Annotated in this window: 17 protein-coding genes; 4 read left to right on the top strand and 13 right to left on the bottom strand. The window is 46.6% G+C overall.

The window, feature by feature from the left end:
* The first annotated feature begins 45 nt into the window (after window positions 1-45).
* Window positions 46-1,683, top strand: a complete 1,638-nt coding sequence (locus DYB02_RS23705) for a VRR-NUC domain-containing protein (protein WP_029846380.1) — start codon at window positions 46-48, stop codon at window positions 1,681-1,683.
* Here DYB02_RS23705 and DYB02_RS23700 read toward each other — a convergent pair.
* On the bottom strand, window positions 1,680-2,807 hold the full coding sequence (locus DYB02_RS23700; RefSeq protein ID WP_029862306.1) for a tetratricopeptide repeat protein: 1,128 nt from the start codon (window positions 2,805-2,807) through the stop codon (window positions 1,680-1,682). The genes DYB02_RS23705 and DYB02_RS23700 overlap by 4 nt on opposite strands.
* Before the next feature lie 9 nt (window positions 2,808-2,816).
* Window positions 2,817-4,139, bottom strand: coding sequence for an anaerobic sulfatase maturase (locus DYB02_RS23695; RefSeq protein WP_029805801.1), 1,323 nt, complete (start codon window positions 4,137-4,139; stop codon window positions 2,817-2,819).
* A gap of 378 nt (window positions 4,140-4,517) precedes the next feature.
* Between DYB02_RS23695 and DYB02_RS23690 the strand changes: the two genes are divergently transcribed.
* The 3 genes from DYB02_RS23690 to DYB02_RS23675 all read left to right on the top strand — a co-directional run bounded on the left by DYB02_RS23690 (window position 4,518) and on the right by DYB02_RS23675 (window position 6,677).
* Window positions 4,518-5,501, top strand: a complete 984-nt coding sequence (locus DYB02_RS23690) for an HAD family hydrolase (protein ID WP_005477561.1) — start codon at window positions 4,518-4,520, stop codon at window positions 5,499-5,501.
* Window positions 5,502-5,678: 177 nt separating this feature from the next.
* Window positions 5,679-6,326, top strand: coding sequence for an AcfA family outer membrane beta-barrel protein (locus tag DYB02_RS23680; protein WP_029805804.1), 648 nt, complete (start codon window positions 5,679-5,681; stop codon window positions 6,324-6,326).
* Window positions 6,327-6,341: 15 nt separating this feature from the next.
* Window positions 6,342-6,677 carry a YgiW/YdeI family stress tolerance OB fold protein gene (locus tag DYB02_RS23675; RefSeq protein ID WP_005454158.1) on the top strand — a complete coding sequence of 112 codons (336 nt, stop codon included), beginning with the start codon at window positions 6,342-6,344 and terminating at the stop codon, window positions 6,675-6,677.
* 134 nt (window positions 6,678-6,811) lie between these two features.
* Here DYB02_RS23675 and yegS read toward each other — a convergent pair whose 3' ends face one another.
* The 11 genes from yegS to DYB02_RS23620 form a co-directional block, all read right to left on the bottom strand.
* Window positions 6,812-7,711 (bottom strand): lipid kinase YegS, encoded by a 900-nt coding sequence (gene yegS / locus DYB02_RS23670; RefSeq protein WP_029805807.1) that lies wholly within the window; start codon window positions 7,709-7,711, stop codon window positions 6,812-6,814.
* 9 nt (window positions 7,712-7,720) lie between these two features.
* Entirely contained in the window at window positions 7,721-8,626 is a 906-nt protein-coding gene (locus DYB02_RS23665; RefSeq protein ID WP_005454286.1) for a LysR family transcriptional regulator, read from the bottom strand.
* 173 nt (window positions 8,627-8,799) lie between these two features.
* Window positions 8,800-9,225 carry a bifunctional diaminohydroxyphosphoribosylaminopyrimidine deaminase/5-amino-6-(5-phosphoribosylamino)uracil reductase RibD gene (locus tag DYB02_RS23660; RefSeq protein ID WP_005454234.1) on the bottom strand — a complete coding sequence of 142 codons (426 nt, stop codon included), beginning with the start codon at window positions 9,223-9,225 and terminating at the stop codon, window positions 8,800-8,802.
* Between the two features lie 49 nt (window positions 9,226-9,274).
* A complete protein-coding gene (locus DYB02_RS23655) occupies window positions 9,275-10,591 on the bottom strand; it encodes a BatD family protein (RefSeq protein ID WP_029805190.1) in 1,317 nt (438 codons plus the stop codon).
* A complete protein-coding gene (locus DYB02_RS23650; RefSeq protein WP_029805191.1) occupies window positions 10,588-12,318 on the bottom strand; it encodes a vWA domain-containing protein in 1,731 nt (576 codons plus the stop codon). The genes DYB02_RS23655 and DYB02_RS23650 overlap by 4 nt, the downstream gene beginning before the upstream one ends.
* On the bottom strand, window positions 12,311-13,381 hold the full coding sequence (locus tag DYB02_RS23645; RefSeq protein WP_029802266.1) for a vWA domain-containing protein: 1,071 nt from the start codon (window positions 13,379-13,381) through the stop codon (window positions 12,311-12,313). Before DYB02_RS23645 ends, DYB02_RS23650 begins: the two co-directional genes overlap by 8 nt.
* Entirely contained in the window at window positions 13,374-13,952 is a 579-nt protein-coding gene (locus DYB02_RS23640; protein ID WP_029805192.1) for a DUF4381 domain-containing protein, read from the bottom strand. Before DYB02_RS23640 ends, DYB02_RS23645 begins: the two co-directional genes overlap by 8 nt.
* Window positions 13,953-14,915, bottom strand: coding sequence for a DUF58 domain-containing protein (locus tag DYB02_RS23635; protein WP_025538073.1), 963 nt, complete (start codon window positions 14,913-14,915; stop codon window positions 13,953-13,955).
* 12 nt (window positions 14,916-14,927) lie between these two features.
* Window positions 14,928-15,911, bottom strand: coding sequence for an AAA family ATPase (locus tag DYB02_RS23630; protein ID WP_005376549.1), 984 nt, complete (start codon window positions 15,909-15,911; stop codon window positions 14,928-14,930).
* Between the two features lie 85 nt (window positions 15,912-15,996).
* On the bottom strand, window positions 15,997-17,298 hold the full coding sequence (locus DYB02_RS23625; protein ID WP_029805194.1) for an anaerobic sulfatase maturase: 1,302 nt from the start codon (window positions 17,296-17,298) through the stop codon (window positions 15,997-15,999).
* Between the two features lie 114 nt (window positions 17,299-17,412).
* A complete protein-coding gene (locus DYB02_RS23620) occupies window positions 17,413-18,939 on the bottom strand; it encodes an arylsulfatase (RefSeq protein ID WP_005454209.1) in 1,527 nt (508 codons plus the stop codon).
* Window positions 18,940-19,053 lie beyond the last annotated feature (114 nt).

Here is a 19,053-nt window from a genome sequence, read left to right as displayed (position 1 = left end):
AAAGGCTTAACCTATGGGTTAAGCCTTTTTTGTTATCGGTCGTTTATGGAAAGCCCAATCGAACTCGCGCCAGACTACTATCTAGAGAACTTCTTTAAGCTGACTCACCACGCAGTAACGTGGTACAGCGATTTACTGACCGAGGAAGAACACGCCTGGCTTTGTTCGTTTGATTCCTTGAACAAACACGCCCAGTGCCTTTTAGTGCGTTTATACAGCCGAAAAGGATGTTGGTTTCGAAGCGATAAACTCAATTATCAAGAAATCCCATTCATCGATGCTGCGCTGGCGGAATTAGGCGAACAAGATTTCATCTCACTATCCCCACAACTTTCTCATCAAGAGTTGGCGGCTAACTTACTGACCAAACCAGAGATCTCCGCGCTTTATCCCGAACTGCCGAAATCACTCAAGAAAGACGCCCTTGTCGAACGTTTGAGTAATACGGAATTTGATCGCGTAGAGCAACTTGAGTTTACGATCGTCAGACTCAATTCCGCCCACATGATCGACGTGTTGCTCACCCTGTTTTTTGCCAACACTCATCAAGACTTAAGTCAGTTTGTACTTGATGACTTAGGTCTACATCAGTTCGAGCAATATCAATTGAGTAAAGTGCGCCGCTTCTTTGATTCACGTGAGCAAATAGACCGCTTAATTGAACTGAGCCAACTGGCCAACCTGTACTGGCAATTTGACCGAAAAGACAAAGCCAATCTCGACCTTCTTATTGAGGCGATGCCTCACCCTGTTCATCATCCTTATGTGGATCGTAAACGAGAGCACATGTTGAATGACATTGCACGTGATTACGAACGGATTGATGAGCTAGAGACAGCCCTATCTCTATTTGGCCAAACTCAGCTTACGCCAAGCCGAGAACGACGCGCACGTATCTATGACAAACTGAGCCATGATGATTTATTTAGTGACATTGTCACAGAGATACTTCACTCACCGATCGATGTGTCTGAGCTCGAAGTCGCACAAAAACTTGAGCAGCGGCTGAAACGAAAACAAGGTGAGAAAGTGCCAAGAGTGACAAAGCCAACCTGTATGGAGTACCGAGTTGAACTGGATTTATCTCAACAGAGAGTCGAACTCGCCAGCAAAGCGCACTTTGAATCTTTAGGTTGGAGTGTATTTTACGCCGAAAATGCACTGCTGAATGCATTACTTGGACTCACTTTTTGGGATGCGATTTTCGCTCCCATTGAAGGGGCATTCATCAATGCCTATCAACACCGTCCTCTGGATTTGTACCATTCCGATTTTGTAGCAAAGCGCCAAGCACTGATTGATGAAGCTTTCGCACAGTTAAAATTGGGTAATACACAAGCGATGTTAACGAAATACGATGAAAAGTTTGGTATCAGCAATCCGTTTGTTCAATGGAGCTTAATAGGCAAGGAATTGCTTGAACAGTCACTCAACACCATTCCTACCCGCACATTACTCGAACTATTTAAGGTTCAGTTAAGCGATCTTAAGCTTTACCGTAATGGGATGCCGGATCTGATTGCTTTTAGAGACAACGAGTTCGAGTGGATTGAAGTAAAAGGGCCCGGCGATAAACTCCAAGATAACCAATGGCGTTGGATCAAAGAGTTTTCTCGCCTTAATGTGCCATTTGCAGTGTGTTACGTCACCGCGCGAAAAGAAGATGAAAAGCGGGTTGACTAGCTTTTAGGCTTTGCAGAAGTCAGCGCTCTTTTCTGTTTTAGCTGGTCAATCACATAGCTTGGTGCGACTTTTTCTAGTTCCGCCAAGCATTCATCCGTTTTCGGATTATCGTAACGAATATAGATATCACAAACCGCGTACAGCTGCTCTGGCGCGCCTGAAATCAAGTAAGCCTGTTCAAAAGATTTCACAGCCTTATCGACACTGAACTCTTCTTGTAGCACACCATTCAAATACCAAAAATAACTATTGTTTTTCGCCATGTTAGCCGCTTTTTCGATTTCATTTGCGGCTTGCTCTTTGTCGTTTAAACGAACGAGCGTCAAAGATTTCGAATAATGCAGGGCGGCATTGTCTGGAAGGCGTTCAATCGCTTTATCTAGTGTATCAATCGCTTCTTGCTCACGTTGCTGCGCGCGGTAATTGTCGGCTAAGTTCAGCCAAACATCTGGGTTTTCTGGCATTTTGGATAACAATGCTTGATAGATATCGTCCGCTTGTTTCCAGTTTTCATGCCAGCGATACACATCGGCTAACAGCAATTGGGTGTTGTTATCCGTTCCGCTCTTTAAACTCGCTAAAAGCTCGTCCACAGGCTTTTCTATCGCTGGTCTTTGCGCTTCTGTCAAAACAGAATAGTCACGCACTAAGTTCAGTGCTGCCGCAATACGCACGGAAGAGGATTCGTCTTTAAGTAGTGGTTCCACCATGCGCCAGCGGTTTTCGATCGCGTAAGGTTGTGCGCCGACTATCGCAGCTTCACGAATTACCGCGTCTTTATCTTGTAAACCTCGAGCAACAGCCACCAGAGCACTCTGGTTTGGGTAGTTACCCAGTTCGCGCAGCGCTTGAACACGTTGTTCGGTCGGCAACTTTTGGTCTTGGGCTTGATAAGCGAGCTTAGAAATCACTTGCTGCGGCGTTGGTTGTTGCACTTGCTCTGCCGCCGTCGGCTGAGCTTGCGTTTGTTCCGTCGGCGTTTGCGCCATAACAGAATGATTAATGACCGCGCCTAATGTGACCGCCAATAACGACTTAGAAAGCATCTTCACTTTGTTCGGTCGACGTTTGCGCGATGCCAAACACGGTGTCTTTAACAGGGGGGCTTCTGTAGACAATGACATACCAATTCCTCAAAATTTTGTTTCGAATACTGGGCGTTGTTCACTCTCTTGGCGCACGACTGAATCGCTGTATTTGCCATGAGCCACCACGTTACCCGTTGCGCGTAAAATGTATGCCATCGCTTTGTCAGCATGTGAAAAGAATTTCTTCCATCCTGCACATAAATAGTTAAGTCCCGGCTCACCATCACGAGTACGAATGAAACGGTTTTTCGGGCATTCACCGTAGCATGCAAACTGATACTCACAGTCTCGACATTGCTGCGTTAACAAGCGAGATTTTGCAAAACCGAACTTCTGTTGCTCTTTGCTGTAGGCCAGTTCATCCAGCTTGTCATGATGAATATTGCCAATTTTGTACTCCGGATAAACGTAATGATCGCACGCAAACACATCGCCATTTGGCTCCATCGCTAACCCCTTACCGCACACCTCACCCAGCGTACAAAGTGGATTAGCGCGCCCCATCCAAGCCTCTACACTGGCTTCAAAATATTGCACAAACACTTTGCCGATATCGTTCTTAATCCATTCATCAAAAACCGCAATCAGGAAGTTACCCCAAGCTTCATCAGCAACACACCAAGGTTCCATGACAGAATCTTTGTGACCCGGAATCAAACGCTTGTCTCCTTGTTTAAGCTGTTCTTGCGGTTGCCATTTTTGAGGTGCAGTGGTGCGGAACGTTTTCTGTTCAACAATAGGAATAAACTGCATTTGTGGCGAGCGGACTTCATCTCGCAGAAAACGGTAAACTTCAAGCGGATTTCGGCTCGTCAGGTTGTTCACACAGGTAAGCGTGGCAAAGTTCACCTGATGTTTATGCAGCAACTCCACCGCATTCATGACTTGTTTGAATGTACCCCGACCGGCTCGGTTGGTTCGATACGCGTTGTGCAGCATTTCAGGGCCATCAATACTCAAGCCCACCAAGAAATGGTTCTCGCTTAAAAATTCGCACCATTCGTCATTCAATAACGTGCCGTTTGTTTGCAGATCGTTTGAGATCTTCACGCCTGCGGGCTGGTACTTCGCTTGAAACTCGACAATTTTCTTGAAGTAATCCAAACCCAGCATCGTTGGCTCGCCGCCCTGCCAAGAGAAGACGATCTCAGGTGTATTTTGCCCTTCAATATACTGTTTGATGTAAGCCTCTAACGTGGCTTCATCCATCATTGGTGAACATCCTTTTTTATACTCAAGTAAGTCCTGTTTGCTGAGGTAGTAGCAGTAAGTACAGTCAATGTTACAGGCAGCACCAATGGGCTTTGCCATAACATGTAAACGCTTAGACGCTTTGCCGTTGAACTGAGGACTTTGAGTAATTTGCATGAGTCACCTTTGCTGTTGCGAATTTGAAGGCGTGATCCGGATATTTACCTGCGATTCACCTTGATGACCCAATCATAAATTTCATTAATACCGCAGGCTTGTTATACCGCTTATAACCTATTTTCATGGCGCTTGTTGCTACTCTACTTTGGGCAGTTTGAGATAACCCGTATGCGGCGTTTTGGAAGCATTACGCTATTCATTTCGTGCACAACCAAGGAATGCGACTACGCTTGCTTATGATGAAGGCGAATTTTCAACGCTAACGCGTGGGCGAGAAAATGACATGAGTACAACGTGTAAGTGGTCGTTTAAGGTTATCCGCCCTCATTGCCCTTTTTAGGGATCACAACCTAGTGAAATCAATCGAGGTAAATAATGAACAAAATCCATCTCTGTACTCTTGCCGTCTTAACTAGCTTATCTTTTTCCAGCCTCGCGAAAGATTGCGATGCCAACCTGCTCCCTTCTTGGAAAGACAGCGACAGCAAAACCGCCATTGTGAATTTTGTCGAGCAATCTACCGACAGTTCAAAGGCAACATTTATTCCCGTTTCTGACCGCATTGCCGTGTTCGACAACGACGGTACACTTTGGTCAGAAAAGCCGATTTATTTCCAAATTGCGTTCGCGTTGGATCAAATCAAAGCCCTTGCGAAAACGCATCCAGAATGGAAAACGCAGGAACCTTTTAAATCCGTCATTGAAAACGACTTAGAGAAAGTCTTTGCTGGCGGTAAAGAATCGCTACTCCAAATCATGAAAGTCACCCACAGCGGCATGACTGTAGAAGAATACCAACAATCCGTCGAGCAATGGCTTGCAGCGGCGAAAGACAAGCGCTTTGGTAAAGCCTACAATGACCTCACCTTTAAGCCGATGCGCGAAATGCTTACGTACCTGCAAGAGAACAACTTCAAAACCTACATTGTTTCGGGTGGTGGCGTGGACTTTATGCGCGTGTGGGCGCCAGAAGCTTACAACATTCCTGAAGAACAAATCATCGGCAGCGCGTTGAAATACGAATACAGCTTTAACGATGGTCAACCTAAAGTGATGAAGTTGGGCGAACTGTTAACGCTCGATGATAAAGAAGTGAAAGTCGAAAACATTCAGTACATTATTGGTAAGAAACCAGTGCTCGCCGTTGGTAACTCGGACGGAGACCAAGCGATGATGCAGTGGGCGACAAGCCAACCAAATTCTATGGCGATGATTGTGCATCACACTGACGAAGCGCGCGAGTGGAAATACGACCGTCAATCGGACGTAGGCCGCTTAGATAAAGCGTTAGACGAAGCCAATGAGCGTGACAACTGGCAGCTTATAGACATGAAAAACGATTGGTGCGCTGTTTATTAAACAGGAGTGCTGTTCGAAGCCCAATCAATTTACGAACCAAGACCGAAAAATTCCCCACGCTTTGGGGAATTTTTCTATTTGCATGCCAAATTCTTTTATTTCTTCACGATCACTTCACGCTTCATCACACAAAATGCGCTTCTACTCACTAAGTTGATTTGAAGAGGCAAAATTAGAATGAACAAAACACTTCTTGCGTTACTTGTTACCTGCTCAGTTTCGGTATCTGCGGCTCCTTATGTAGGTCTGGAATATGGATTAGGCACCACTGACCATGATTTGGAACCTCACTTTTCAGCTGACAACGTAACACTCAACCCTGAACTTGAAGATGGTATTTTCTCAGGCTTTGTCGGTTACGCATTTAATGACAACTGGGCATTGGAACTGGGTTACAGCCAGTTTGACCTTGATGATAGCCGTTCAAAAAACCTAGGTATCAAACCAATCGATGGCAAAGATTACCATCATGAAATGGATTGGGATGCGTCAATCAAAGCCAAACAAGTGTCGCTAATACCAGCGTTTAGCTACGCATTAAACGATAAATGGACAACCAAATTCAAAGCGGGTCTAACTTACACACAATACGACGCCAAGGTGTCTAAACATCAAGAATATGAACTTGTTGCGAATGACGATGTGGAAATGAGCAACACGCTTTTCCATAGCGCGGAGAAAAATAATGAGTTCGGCGCAATGTTCTCTGTGGGCGCGGAATACCAAGTGTTCCCAAAGCTCACCATTGGCGCAAACGCAAAATACCAACTAGACAGCTACGCAAACACAGCATCCTTTAACGTAGGCACAACTTACTACTTTTAATTTAAGGAAACGATAATGAAAAAAATGATTTTGGCATCCATGTTTGCCCTACTTTCAAGCTCGGCTTTCGCCGCTTTTAATGGCCCAGAAGTAAGCGTAATCAACACAGTGAAAGATGCGCAAAACGCAACTGAAGACAGCGCCGTAATGCTCACTGGGCACATCATTCAATCACTAGGTAACGAGACTTACTTGTTCAAAGACAGCACTGGCGAAATCGAAGTAGAGATCGACAACGAAGAATGGATGGGCTTAGACGTGACACCAAACGACAAAGTGGCAATTCGTGGCGAAATCGATTCAGAATGGACCACCATGCAAATCGACGTAGATACCATCCAAAAGCTATAAACGAGCCCTAACAACGAAGAGCCCTAACAACGAAAGTCCTCTAGCCAAGGAGCTATTGTTGAAACAGTAAAAAATAGTGATAAAACAAAGCCACCCATCTGTGGCTTTGTTTTGCTCATCTCATAAGGTTGGACTTAGTGCGTCACGCACGGGCAATCTTTAGGTAGCACCAACTTCAAACTCTTTGGTTGCACTTCAAATCGAACTTTACGGGAATGATACGGTTCGCCATCCAAGTTAAGTGGTAGAGGATTCGGAAAATCGATCTCCAACCAACTGGCTCGGGTGTGTTTCACAAACTCGCCTTTCTCGGATGGGTTGTTAATCTCTTCAATGACTTGGGGCAATTCATGCGGTAAAAACGGACGAACCAGCGTTAAGTCCATCAAACCATCATCAATCATCGCATGGGGAGCGAGCTGTTGACCGCCACCAGCTAAGCGGCTGTTGCAAAATGCCCCTAACAACATTTCGCCATCGTAACGGCCCCCTTCGATAGTGATGCTGCCATCATAAGGTTTGAAGCCGAGCGCCTTAACCACGCCAGTCAGTGTGTAAGCCCCACCACCGAGAAAGTTTTTTAACTCAACAGGCGTTTCTGCCGTCACTTCTGCGCCAAAACCTGCCGCCGCAACATTGATAAAGCAACGATCATTCGCCTTAACGCAATCAACAGACAGCGCTTGCCCTTCCACTGCCAACGTTAATGCATCAGCAATCGAATCTGGAATATGATTCGCGGTCGCAAAATCATTGGCCGTACCAAGCGGAATAATGGCAAGTTCAGGGCGACTTTCATGATCAATGTGGATAAGCGCCGAAGCAGCCTCATTGACAGTGCCATCGCCACCCGCAACAACAATACGCTCAATACCATCCGTTACCGCTTCTTTCACGAGACGCGGCATATCTTGCGATTCCCAAGTGACGCGAACTTGCACATCTACGCCCCTGTCTCTCATTTTCATGATGGCGTCTCTTAGCTCAGGATTACCGGCTTTTTTGCCGTTTAGAATCGCTCGTATTGTCTTCATATGGACTTCCTATTTCTTGATGACTTTCCCTGCGTGTTTGATTTGCGCGCGCAACCACTGATGAGCACTTTCATTAGTGCGGCTAGGGTGCCAAATGGTGCAAAGATCGTAAGTTGTTACATCAAATGGAAACGGCAGTGCTTTCACATGATAGGTATTACTGAACAACTTAATCATCGATTCTGGCATCAAACCAATGTATTCGCTACCGCAGATAACCGGCAACATTTCCAGTGCTCCTGCGGCTCGATACATGATTTTGCGTTTGTCCAAATCAACAATATCTTCTGCACTCAGCATGCTTTTTCGGCTTTGCCACTGCGATACTGCAACGTGTTCTTCTTCAAAAAACTGCTCTTGAGAAATGCTCTCAGCGATACGAGGGTGATCTTTGTTACACACCACCATCAAACGCTCAGTGATCACGGGTTCAACTTTCAAGACCGTTCTCCCGCGTGGTGCTAAATCGATAATCAAATCATAACGTTGTAAGCGTAGATCACTTTCGTAATCCTCAGTAAACAGCGGGTGCACTTCCAAAGCGATATTCGGCGCTAACTCGTGAATCTGCTTCATCAACTGTGGCAGCAACTCGTAGCTTAAAATTGACACGCAAGCGATAGAGAAAATGCGATTGGAAACTTTAGGATCAAACTCAACCGATGCCGACAGCGTCGAGGTAAAGTTCTTTATCGCTGCAACCATAGCCGGATAAATATCGACAGCAAACGATGTTGGCTCAACACCAGAAGAACTGCGGTGAAACAATGGTTCGTCGTAGATATCGCGCAATCTTGCTAGCGCTTTACTCACCGCGGGTTGGGTGATGTCTAAACGTGCCGCCGCCCGAGACAAATTACGCTCTTCGTAGATGGCGATAAAAATGGGGATGAGATTAAGATCGGTCGGTTTCATGCTATTAAATTTTTCGAAAATCACTTTTTCTATTTTAATCTAACAGCATGATAGTTAACGTAGCTAAGTACAAGAAATGGGCGGTACGACCTGTTTTAATGAGTTTTAACTCAATTTTGACGTACTCCATTCACCGCATAAGTGGGCTGCTAACGTGCAGGCCAAAGCTTACATTAAGATTTGCCTAAATATGGGGTAAGAAACTCGCTGACTTCCTTGCCGCATAAACCAATTTCTACCTCAATACCGGCTTGTTTTAGAATCTCGATACCTCGACCACTGTTGCGCGGATCTGGATCCAACATGGCTACGACGACTTTGCCAATACCGGATTTCACTAATGTCACCGCGCAAGCTGGCGTGCGACCTACAAACGAACACGGTTCGAGCGTAACGTATGCCGTCACCGATTCTAACGAGCCTTGATATGCATTCAGCGCTTCTACTTCCGCGTGGTTGCCACCAATAGCTTGAGTATGACCTTCTGAAACAATTTGGTTGTCTTTCACTAACACGCAGCCAACCGGCGGGTTTGGTTGACATTCAGGAAGCGCATTTTTGGACACTTCCAATGCGCGGCGCATAAACTCTTGGCTCATTTGAACTCTATTCTCTAATAAAAACGAGGCGCTATATTAGCGCCCCATTTTATTCATTGCCATCTCTTCCAATGACTTTGTCCAGTTCTGGTAACGCTCGCGGAATACGGAATTTAAAACGTTGTTGTTTGGTCTGGATCTTGCGCCACATCGACTTCATTAAATGAGCGCTATTTTCACCATTTTGCATTCGCGACGCACTTTTTTGCCACGATTCACTCGAATCGGCTTTGGTCATTTCCAGCTCTGCCGTATTTAAACGCAATTGTTTGTACAATACGGTCCTTGCTTCAGACCAACGTTTAGCCTTTAACAAACGGTGGAACGTCAACCATGCTGGTGTCGGTCTGTTGCGGTAGTAACGTTTAATGGCTACCAATGAAATAATCACAAAACCCAGAAATACAAGCGTGGATACAATCCATGCAAAGTATGTTTTGATGAAGGATTTCAACGTGTGCTTCGCGGCAAATGTTTTGCCCTCTAACACCACCGTTTCCACTTGCTGAGTCTTACTGTTCCACCAACGGAACTCATAATCTGGCAGGGTTAATTCACCACCTTGTTGAATCACGTACACGCTCTCTTCTGTGCGTGTTGACTGGTAATCACCACGTGTTTGCGTATCTGTAAGACGGTGCGGTTGAGGATACGCTTGGTAACGGGTTGTTGACTCTCCTTTCAACAAGTCTGGTAGCAACACAGATAGCGAATCTTGAGCTGAAATGGTGATTTTACGCGTGATTGCATCCCCAACTTTGAGTGACTCAGTGGAGGTTTCCCACTCTTGTTTTACGTCTACGTGCGTTGCAGAAAACCAAGGCGTGTCATCGCTCAACAATCCCGATGGCAAGACAGTTTTGAACTTAATCGGCTGCGTGTAAAGGGTACCTGACACCTTCTCGCCGTCCGGTGCTGACACCTGAACGCCCACTGCGACAGGTGGAATCACAAAATCACCAGATGCTTGTGGATACAAAGTCACTTCCCAGCGTTGACGCGACCAAGTTTGTCCGCCCTTGTGCTCCGTGAAGTTAGTGGCTAACTGATTACGCTGTTTGGCGATAACATTGGGCATTTCAATACTGCCAATTCGCGTCCCACCCGTAAACCAGCGCGGCGTTGCCACTTCGATGGTTAAAATGACTTGCTCGTTGACACTAAAACTTGGCGTTTTACGCTTTTCCCCAGCCGTTGGTTGTTGACCGACCCACGCTTGCAACTCAACACCATGATTGCGTTGAAGATCGTAAATATCCTGAGCGAAAACGTGACGACTTACGAACAGACTCAAACAAACCACTAACCATGCCACTATCCTTGCAGGAAGTGCAAAAGAGGTAACGCGATGGACATTCATCATCATTGGGCCGCCTCCTCTGTATTGTGTTCCGTTGTAGTAGTTGAGCTACCCGTTGTTGGCGAGCGTAATTGAATTTGAAATTTAGCGCGTAAGAAATACTTCGGATCCGCTTCGACTCGCTTTAGCCACTTGTCGGCTAGTTCTTGGCTACCTAAGATGTCGTCTGCGCTTAACGTCTCTTTAATCATCAACTCCGCTGACGTTTGTTCATCCGCTCCTTCTGCGGTTTGAGGGTTGTCGCCTAGCTCGGTTGACGCCTCTTGCTCTGTTCCGGCTTGACTTTCACTCATCTGATTTATCTCATCGACGATGCCAGCAATCACTTTCAAGTTGTGCTCAACATCAGGTCTTAACGACTCACTCAACGTTGGCTTACTGGCTAGGGATTTTAACAAGTCACGAGCAGCCAAATATTCACGCTGACGCGCCAACGCGCTCGCCGCATTGTAAAGACCGTAATCTCTAACCTCTTCGGACGGGTCGTTTTGCATTTCCAAAAACGCACTGTGCGCGAGCTCAAACTCGCTAGCGTAGTAGTACGCCGTGCCTTTGCGTAATGGATCGACAAAGTGTTTCGCTGCTTCTAAATACGCTTGTTGGTTGAACAAACGCTGTCCTTGTTGGTCTGGCGTCAGCCACAAATCCCACCACCATTGCGCTACCTTGTCGAAGGTCGTCACTTTTTGCACAACTTGTGGCTGCTCGGCTTTAACAGAAATGTTCTCCGCCATTGCACTGGTCGGCATCAACAGTGTACCGCTCACCATTGCAATCACGCACCACTGCACTAACCACCCTTTTCTAAACCACAGCATCATGATCAACGCGATTGGGAACAGCAGTTGATAACCCATGTCTTTCCAAGGCATTGAAGATTTGCCATTCAGCTGCATATTGCGCTCAACGTATCGATTCAGTTGTTCGATATCACTGTTATCGACCGTCACTTCCACCAATCGACCGTTGGTCTGGCTGGCCAGTTTTTGCAGAGAATCCAAATCCATCGGGTTGTTACTCACGATGTCTGTATTCCCCGCAGCAAGAATTAACAGTTGATAAGGTTTGCCTGCAAAATACGCTTGGTATTGCTTAATCGTGGCCGGGTTCACGCCGTCGCTCACCAACAAAACGGTGGATCCTGGTTGACCTTGCAATTGTTGATCAATTAACGGCAAGGCTTTTTCAGCAAGCTTACCTTGCACGGGCATGATTTCTGGCGTAATGGCCGCCAAGAATGGGTCAAATACTTTGCTGTCTTGAGTCACAGGCATCGCCACATGAGCACTGCCCGCAAACACGACTAAACCCGTTTTTCCGCCTTTTCGCGCAACTAACAAATCGCGTATTTTCTGTTTGGAACGCTCAAGGCGGCTTGGTGGGAGATCTTTTTGCAGCATCGAGTCGCTGTTATCAAGCACCACAAGCAGAGAGGCTTTATCTTCACCAAAGGGAGAAGATTCACGTTGCCACGTTGGGCCTGCACAAATCACAATGGCGATTAGTACAATCAGCATCAAGAGCTTAAGCGGCAGTTGCTTGCGCCAACCTCGCTCGCCTATCGTCAAAGCATTGCGTAAATGTTCGGGCAGAATATCCTTCCAGCTTGGTTTGCTTTCTTCTCGCCAGCGCAACCACACCAAGAAAAACATGGGGATCAAAGCAAGTAACCACAACGGTCGAATAAAATGAAACTGCGTAAAGAATTGCGTCCAACTAAGAGAATCAAACATCGCTCTCTCCTAATGATGATCGTGTTGCAGCCCTTCTTTTGAGTGTCGCGACGCTGAACGCGAGTAAATGCATGATAACCACTAACGCCATCAAGTAATGGTGAAGACTTTGTTTCGGCCGGTATGTGGTGCTTTCGTAAAGTTGAGGTTCCAGTTTGCCAATCTCGTCGTAGGCAGCCGACAGTTCATCACGGTTGAGTGCTTCAAACGCTTCACCGCCGGATTCTTTCGCAATGCGATGAATCGTGTCCATATCCAACGCGGTTTCACCTATCGTTTCCGGATCACCCATCGCAATCACGTGCACTCGCACGCCTTTGGCTTTCGCAACTTTCGCCGCATCAATCGGTTCGACAAAGCTGCCCGTGTCATTACCATCGGTTAATACAATCGCGACTTTTTCACGGTTTTGTTCTTGTTCTAAAGCACCACGCGACTTATCGCTTTGCTCAAAAACTTTAATCGCTAAGCCAATCGCATCACCAAGATGGGTACTCTGCCCTGCCATCGCCACATCGGTTTGGTTAAGCAGTTCGAGCCACACTTTTTGGTCTGCGGTAAATGGAGTTTGCACAAAAGCGGCATCACCAAAAAGAACCAAGCCTAATCGGTCACCTTTACGAGACTGAACAAACTCCGTCAGCACTTCTTTCGCCGCATCAAGGCGAGAAATTTTTTCACCTGTACGAGACGTGAAATCAGGCTCAGCCATGGAACCCGAAAGATCCACCACCACCATCACATCGCGCCCTAAACTCTCGCGAACTTGAGGCTCGCCTAACACGGTGGGTTTTGCCATCGCACACACCACCAAAAGCCATGAGAGAATTAACGTTGCTCGTTGCCACCAGCTTGGGGTTAGCTGGCTTGCACCTTCTGATGGCGTCTCGCCAATCGCTTCCACAAGCTGACTAAAAAACGGCACTTTGATCGCCATTTGCTTAGTGCGATACGCAGGCACCAAGTAGTACACCACCAATGGCAGCGGCAAAATCAGAAACCACATTGGGTGAGCAAATTCAAAACCAGACAAACCAGTTAGCGATACAAGAAGATCATTCATGTTGACCTCCCTGATTTGCTTTGCGTTTCAATAATGGATATTTCTTTGCCGCGCTTTTTTGAGCATCACAACGATGTTCACTCACCCAGTTTTTCGCACGAGCAATAAGCGTTACTCGCTCTTCGTTGGTTAGCATAACGCTTGGGTCAACAATACTTTGTAACCAGCGCTTTGAAAGCTCATCGTTAAAGACCACTTGCGAGTTTGCTTGAGAATCTCCGGTTTGCGGATATAGCGTATCGAGCTTGCGCAAAAAGGCGGTATCAAACAATTTCGCGTTACGGCTATCAACATGAATCAACACAATTTTAAGCACAGAGAACAATGCTTTAGGCATGCCTTTGTCGCTCGGTTTGATTTGCGAAATCGTCAACAGAGCTTCTTGTCGGTAGCGGTTACACCACCACTGTTGAGCCAAACGATACGCGACATACACTAATGCAATGAGCGCAACCGCCGCTAAAATCTTCCAACCAATAGTTTGCGGATACCAACTCACGCTTGGTGGCACGGCCACATCATGTAGCTCTCTGAGTATATAGGTACTCGGAGGCGTAGGAAGACCACTCATTTAACGCCCCCCTACCAGTTTTTGGAATTGTTTAATGTGCTCGCCTGTCGTATCGAGTTCGATGTGCGGAAGGTGTTTCATCGCCATAAGTTGAGAGAGTGATTGACGCTGTAAGCTAGTTCGAGCCTCAAGCTTTGCGCTCGCGGCTTCTACCTTTGCTTTGCTGTCTAAATTGAGTTGATACTGCCCATCACCAACCACCCATTTCGATTTTGCCAAATCGTCTGGTAGCGCTTGTTCTAATGGGTCACTGACCATCACTGCAAGAACATCGTTGTGCTGTTGTAGCTGTTTAAGGTGATCAAGGTGGTGCTCCTCGCAGTCACTCCAGTCGCTGATAAAAATCAATGTGGATTGTTTGAGCTTCATGCGTTTAATGAGATCAATCCATTGACTGAACGTCACTTTTTCGGAATTGCGGGAGTCCACATTGAGCGATTGATTGGCTTTAGCGAGACGCTTAAGTTGAGCCAGAAGATCGTTTTGCGAACGCTGCGCCTTGCTGTGAAACAACGCCTGTTGGGATGCGATGACAAAACCAACTCGGTCGCCATCTTTTAACACGCGCCACCCGCACATGGCCGCGATTTCTGCCGCGACAACCGATTTCATTACTTGCGTCGAAGCAAAAAACATTGCGCTGCGCTGGTCGACACACACGATCACGTTGCGATCTTTTTCTTCGGTGTAGCTGCGCACGTGCGGCTTGCCTGTGCGCATCGTGACTTTCCAATCCAGGTTACGAATGTCGTCACCCAGTTGATAATGGCGCAGCTCTTCGAAGTTCAATCCACGACCGCGAAACAGCGAATTGTGGCGGCCTGAGAGTACGCTGCCCGCTTTTAGATGAGGAAGTAAACTGAATGATTCTGCTTGTGCTTGCAAACGTACTAAACGAGCGTAATCGCAGTACAAACGGGGATCCATCCCCTGTGATTTTGGCGCAAGAGTTGGCTTAGCCATAATGCCTCCCGCTTATCCAATTTCTACACAATCTAGCAGCTCTTGCACGACGCGTTGGTGATCGACTCCGTCTGCTAGTGCATCGTAGGTCAAAGAAAAACGGTGGCCCAGTACAGACGGAACCATGGCTCGCACATCGTCAGGAGTGACATGGTCACGTCCTTGCATCCACGCATACGCACGAGCGCATTTGTCTAGTGCGATTGAGGCACGGGGACTAGAGCCAATCTCAATCCATTTTGCTAAGTTTGAATCGGCATAACGCTCTGGCTTACGAGTCGCCATCACCAACGCGACAATGTAGTTCTCCACTAGGTCTGATACCACGATGTTTGGTAACTGACGGCGCGCTTCTAGCACCACGTCTGGCTCGATGTGTTTTGGCGTAATAATTTCGCTGCTGGTTTCCGCACCTAATTCTTCACTGCGCACCAAACGGATGATGTCACGTTCAGCGTCGTCTTCTGGGTAATCGACGGTAACCTTCATGATAAAACGGTCCATTTGCGCTTCTGGCAGCGGGTACGTGCCCTCTTGTTCTACTGGGTTTTGCGTTGCAAGCACCATAAACAAGTCTGGCAATACGTGAGTTTTATCGCCTACCGTGATTGTGCCTTCGGCCATGGCTTCAAGTAGTGCTGCTTGTACTTTGGCTGGCGCACGGTTGACCTCATCGGCAAGCACTATGCTGTTAAAAATTGGCCCTGGTTGAAAATGGAGCTGCGGCTTGCCATCCAACTCTTGATAAACCTCGGTTCCCGTCACGTCCGATGGCAAAAGGTCTGGCGTAAACTGGATTCGACCAAAACTGGTGTTTAACAAGTTGGCCAACGATTTTACAGAACGTGTTTTTGCCGTTCCCGGTAAACCTTCTAGAAGAATGTGCCCGTTCGTTAATAACCCGATGACTAAAGCTCGAACCACGTGGCTTTGTCCAATGACGCTTTTTTCTGTTTGTTCGATGAGTTCTTTTATCGCTTGTTGTGCGTGGTTCATAGGGTACCTTTTCAGTGGTTTAAGCCGTCTTTTCAATAGTTAAGTATAAGAACAAATGAAATAACTTAAGGTTATATTCACTATGTTATCTTTGCGGTTCTTCAGATTGGAGAAGCTGTGCAAGACCAACCAACATCGGTAACGCGTAATCAAAGAACATTTTGATTCCCGAACACAGATAGTTTAGTCCAGCCTCGCCATTCGGCGTTTTGATCAGACGGTTTTTCGGACACTCGCCCCAGCAATAAGGCAAGTAGGGACACTGCTTACAATACGTCGGCAAAGATTCGCGTTTTGCCATGCCAAAGGTGTATTGTCGTGTAGAGAAGGCCATGTCATTCAATGAGTGTTCATGAATGTTGGCGAGCTTGTATTCTGGGTACACATAGTGGTCGCAACTGAACACATCGCCATTGTGCTCAATCGCCAAGCCTTTGCCACAAAACTCAGCCGTCACACAAAGCTGAGACGGTTTCCCCATTACTTGCGCTACCGCGGTTTCAAACAGGTTAACCAGTACACGGCCAAGATCGTTATTCACCCACTCTTCAAAGGTCGCCATTAAAAAGCGTCCCCAGTCTTCAGGCTCAACCGACCAATCCGTCACTACAGACATTGGATGACCCGGTTTCGCCAGATCACTGCCTTTGGTTGGGATCATCTGTTCGTTCCAAAACTGCGGTGCGGTTGTTTGGAAGTCGTTCGCTTCAACCACCGGTGCAAACTGAATGTATGTCACACCCAATTCTTGAGTTAAAAATCGATACACTTCGAGCGGGTATTTCGCATTGTGACGATTCACTGTCACCAACGCGTTGAATTTCACGCCATGCGCTTGGAGCTTATCTACCGCTTTCATCACCAGATCAAACGTCGGCTTACCGCTGCGGGTTTTGCGATATTTGTCGTGCAGCTCTCGTGGCCCATCAATCGACAAGCCAACTAGGAAGTTGTGCTCTTTTAAAAACGCACACCACTCATCGTTTAGCAAAATGCCGTTGGTCTGAAGGTCGTTTTCAATGCGAACGCCTTTCGGCTGATGTTTCTTTTGCAGAGCTACGACATTACGGAAATAGTCCAACCCAAGCAGCGTTGGCTCCCCACCCTGCCATGAGAATACAATTTCTTCGCCATCCTGACTTTCGATGTAGCTTTTCACGAACGCTTCCAATGTTGCGTCGTCCATTTTTGGTTGCTTTTCTTGGTGCAGTAGATTTTCTTTATGCAGATAAAAGCAGTACTGACAATCGATGTTGCATTTTGCTCCGCCCGGCTTTGCCATCACATGGAATCGACGGTCATACGCGCCCGAAACTGGTGCTTTAGAAGCCGTTTTAAGAGGAACAATAGACATGGTAGTAGAATGGCGAGGGGAAATCTTACTCATACGTTTCTCACTATTAAATATACCCAAATAACCTCGTAAGCGTAGTGCAGTAAACGGGAAGCTATTTGGGTATATAGCGCTCCGAAGAGCGCTATGGATTATCGATGTTCTTGATTACTTAGAAGACTTAGGTACGAATGAACCTGCTTCCATGCGAGGTGGGAACTCTTTAAACGTACCCATTACCTCTTTCACTTTCTCTACCGCTGGCATCATTAGGAATGAACGCTCGTACATCCAACGAGAGTAACCCATACCTTGGTCACCACGTTCGAATGGGTCGATGCTCAAATCGAAGATCAATGGAACACGAAGTTTAGTGAATGGTTTACGCCATACATCCATACCCGTTTCATTTTCTTGGATCATGAAGTGGTATTTGTACTTACCGTAACGTAGTGCAACCAAGTCACCGTCATCACTCCAGTAAACGAATTCGTTACGAGCAGACTTGTCTGACTTACCTGTGATGTATGGCAATTGGTTGTAACCATCTAGGTGAACTTTGTAGTTCATCTTGCCAACTTTCTTACCTTTCAGTAGCTCGTCTTTAACTTTAGTGTCACCTGCTGCTGCAACCAATGTTGGGAAGAAGTCTTCAAGAGACATCATGCCATTAAAGGTTTCGCCAGCTTTGATGTGACCAGGCCATTTGATAAGAGCAGGAACACGGAAGCTGCCTTCCCAGCCTGTATTCTTCTCACTACGGAATGGCGTCATACCTGCGTCTGGCCATAGGTCAACCATCGGGCCGTTGTCTGTGGTGTAAACGATGATAGTGTTGTCATCAACACCAAGATCTTTCACTTTTTTCAGTAGTTCGCCGATTTGATCATCGTGCTGTTTCACACCGTCAGCGTAGAAACCAGCACCGGTTTTACCTTGATACTCTTCAGGAACGTGCGTGAAGTTGTGCATGCGAGTGGTGTTAAACCAAACGAAGAATGGCTTGTCTGCCTTAACTTGCTTGTCGATGAACGTTTCAGCCGCTTCTAGGAACTCACCGTCTACTGTTTCCATACGTTTGCGAGTTAGAGGGCCGGTATCTTCAATTTTGCCGTCAGCGTAAGAGTGGATAACGCCGCGAGGGCCAAATTTTTTCTTGAACTCTGGATCTTTAGGGTAATCCACGTTCTCTGGCTCTTCTTCCGCGTTCAAGTGGTATAGGTTGCCGAAGAACTCATCAAAACCGTGGTTGGTAGGAAGGTGTTCGTCTCGGTCACCTAAATGGTTCTTACCAAATTGTCCGGTTGCGTAACCCATTTGCTTAAGCATGGTTGCAATCGTTGGATCTTTTTCCGAGATACCTTCCGGAGCGCCTGGTAAGCCCACTTTTGATAGACCAGTACGTTTTGGCATTTGACCAGTGATGAATGCAGAACGGCCTGCTGTCGAACTTTGCTGTGCGTAGAAGTTAGTGAACTTCGCACCTTCTTTAGCAATGCTATCGATGTTTGGCGTGTTGTACGCCATCATGCCTTGATTGTAGGTACTAAGGTTCCAGTAACCAACATCATCACCAAAGATGACAAGAATGTTGGGTTTGTCCGCTGCGTGTGCAACTGCAGATGCAGCGCCTAATGCTAACGTACATGCGTTAAGTACGAGTTTTTTACTGCTCGTTTTGGTCGCATTTTTCATATTATCTCCAAGAGTTCGCTAGTGCGTAAAAAATGGTATTCGCTTTTCAATACCATTGTTGATATAAGATAAAGCACTAATTTCAGGCGATAAATGCAGTCAAAATTAGTTAAC

It is taken from the genome of Vibrio parahaemolyticus, assembly GCF_900460535.1.
Classification (GTDB): domain Bacteria; phylum Pseudomonadota; class Gammaproteobacteria; order Enterobacterales; family Vibrionaceae; genus Vibrio; species Vibrio parahaemolyticus.
This window is presented reverse-complemented; position numbering and strand designations above follow the sequence as displayed.